Origin of the sequence: Kocuria sp., from assembly GCF_030536815.1 — a bacterium.
GTDB classification, from domain to species: domain Bacteria; phylum Actinomycetota; class Actinomycetes; order Actinomycetales; family Micrococcaceae; genus Kocuria; species Kocuria gwangalliensis.
In genome coordinates, this window is sequence record NZ_JAUNPE010000232.1 from 1 (window position 1) to 2698 (window position 2698).

At 62.0% G+C, this 2698-nt stretch carries 2 protein-coding genes; both read right to left on the minus strand.

Features of this window, described 5'->3' with window-relative positions:
- Window positions 1-25 precede the first annotated feature (25 nt).
- The gene (locus Q4E95_RS12540; RefSeq protein WP_303383622.1) at window positions 26-1102 is read right to left on the minus strand and encodes a 2,3-butanediol dehydrogenase; all 1077 of its coding nucleotides are present in this window, start codon (window positions 1100-1102) and stop codon (window positions 26-28) included.
- 111 nt (window positions 1103-1213) lie between these two features.
- Window positions 1214-2575 (minus strand): magnesium transporter, encoded by a 1362-nt coding sequence (gene mgtE / locus Q4E95_RS12545; protein ID WP_303383623.1) that lies wholly within the window; start codon window positions 2573-2575, stop codon window positions 1214-1216.
- Window positions 2576-2698: the final 123 nt, after the last annotated feature.

Here is a 2698-nt window from a genome sequence, read left to right on the forward strand (position 1 = left end):
TCTGCCAGAGCCTTCTCAGGGTGAGCTATAAACCTTCACCCGAGGGGGACACTAGGATTTTGACCGCCGTTTCATTGCGATGAATGAGGGTATCGAATCCCTCGTCCACAAGGCCCTCCAACCCGATCTTTCCGGTGATGAAAGGTTTCAGATCAATCTTGCCGGACTCCACGAGATCGATGGTGGCGGGGTGCGAATTCACATACGCAATAGTGCCGCGCACGTCGATTTCCTTCATCACCAACTTGTGCATATCGAAGTTGGACCGCTCTGCCCAGATCGACACGACCACCAACACTCCGGTGGGACGCAGCGCGTCCATGAGAGTGTCCAGCACAACCTGGACGGACGTGCACTCGAATGCGACATCCGCACCCTTACCGCCAGTGAGCTTCTTCACTTCCTCAACCACGTCCACTTCACGCGGATCCAGAGCATAGTCGGCAACGCCTGTCTCCAGGGCCTTCTCCCGACGCAGAGGGGAGAGCTCTGACATCACCACGGTGACGTCCAGCGCCTTGAGCACGGTGGCGGTCAACAGGCCAATGGGACCGGCCCCACCCACCACGGCTATATCTCCAGCCTTTGCACCGGAGCGCTCAACCGCGTGATACCCCACGGACAGGGGCTCAATCAGGGCGGCCTCGTCCAGGCTCACCGAGTCGGAGATGGGGTGCACCCAACGGCGCTTGACAGCAATGCGCTCCCCCAGGCCACCGCCACGACCGGCCAGGCCAATAAAGTTCATGTTCGGGGACAAGTGGTAGTCCTTGGAATCCAGACCGGTATCAACGTCGTCGCCAATGATGTAGGGCTCGACCACCACGTGTTGCCCGACCTCCAAGTCGTCCACGCCGTCACCGAGCTCATCGATCACCCCCGAGAATTCGTGCCCGAGGGTAACGGGGGCGGTTTCACCCGAAATGGGGTGCGGAGTGGTGGGAGTAGGACAGAACACGGGTCCGTCCTTGTATTCATGCAGGTCTGTCCCGCAGATACCGCACCATGCAACCTTGATTCCCACTTCGCCCGCGGCCACAGTGGGCTCGGGAATATCCTCAATCCGAATATCGCCTCGGTCGTAGAAACGTGCTGCTTTCATCGTGAACCTCCAGATCACCCGTGGGACCGGGACTGGGACGCGATCCCCTTCAATCGACCATAAGCACATTGGATCCAAAAATAAAGCGCGTGACCAACACTGAGCCCTCTTCTAGCCCAACCCTAAAATGGCGCGAGCAATGAAGAAGTAGAGGACCAGGCCGATGGCGTCCACGAACGTGGTGATGAAGGGGTTGGAGAAGACCGCGGGGTCCACCTTGATGGCGCGGGCGACCAGGGGCATGAGACCACCCACCGTAGCGGCCAGGGTGCAGATCGCAGCCAGGGTCAGACCGATGACGGCGCCGATCGAAGCTCCGTAGATGCTGCCCGCAATGACAAAGCCGGCCGTACCCAGGAGCAAGCCGAGACAAACCCCCACACGCAATTCTCGCAGGGCCACTTTCACCACGTCACGCGGTCGCACGTCCCCCAGCGCGAGCGCGCGGGTGATGGACGTGGCCGCCTGGTTGCCCGTATTGCCGCCCGTACCGATGAGCAGCGGAATGAACACGGACAGCACCACCATTTGCTCAAGTGTGGATTCGAAGACCTCGAGCACCTGGACCGTGAGCGTGGCCCCGATGGCCAGCACGAGCAACCACACTACGCGCGCTTGTACGAGCGTGCGCACCGGCGTGGACAAATACGGGCGCCGCAGTGGCTCGGATCCGCTGATGCGCGCTTGGTCCTCGGATTCGGCATTCTCGAGGATGTCCAGAGCATCGTCGACGGTCAGGATGCCCACGAGACGGCCCTCGTGGTCCACCACGGGTAAGGCGAGCAACCGCAGACCGGCGCAGCGTCGGGCGGCTTCTTCTGCCGGTTCGGTTGCGGTGGCAGAGTCTGCTTCGCTCATGAGCCCAGCCACGGGGGTTGCGGGATCCGCGCTCATCAACTGTCGCAGGCCCACGACACCCACCAGGCTCCGGGAGCCGTCCGTCACGGGAATCGTGTAAATGGTCTCCGCGCGCTGGAGGCCGCCGCGAATGCGCCGCAGGCTTTCCTCCGCGGTCAGGTGCGGGTGGGTGGTTACGCATTCCGGATTCATCCGGCGGCCAATGGAACGCTCCGGGTACCCCAGGACCACGGAGGTGAGCTCGCGCTCGTCATCGGGGAGGTCCCGTAACAACCGGGTGGCCACCGCGGCGGGAAGTTCATCGATCAATCGGGCACGATCGTCGGGGCCCAGAGAAGCGAAGATGCCGGCGACATCCTCGTCCTGAAGCCCCACCACAAGCTCCTTCTGCAGCGGAGCATCCAGGCGTTCGAACACCACGGACGCGCGGTCCTTGGGCAGCATCCGGTAGACGAGCGCGCGGTCACGCACGCCCAGTCGTTCCAGGAGTTCAACCACCCGCCCCGCCGGCAATGCCTCAACGGCCTGCGTCACCCGATCGAAGTCCCGTTTCGAAACCGCGGATTCCACGGTTCGAAGTTCTCGATCCGTCACCGCTCCGCCATTGGATTCCATTGCGCCTGCCTCACATTCTCGTGGCCCGAGGGTCCCCACATCGAGCCGCCGCATTTACAGTGATAAAAAGTTTTGCTATTTCCAATGTTCCCGGAGGCTCCACATGCACGCTGACCCCAACGA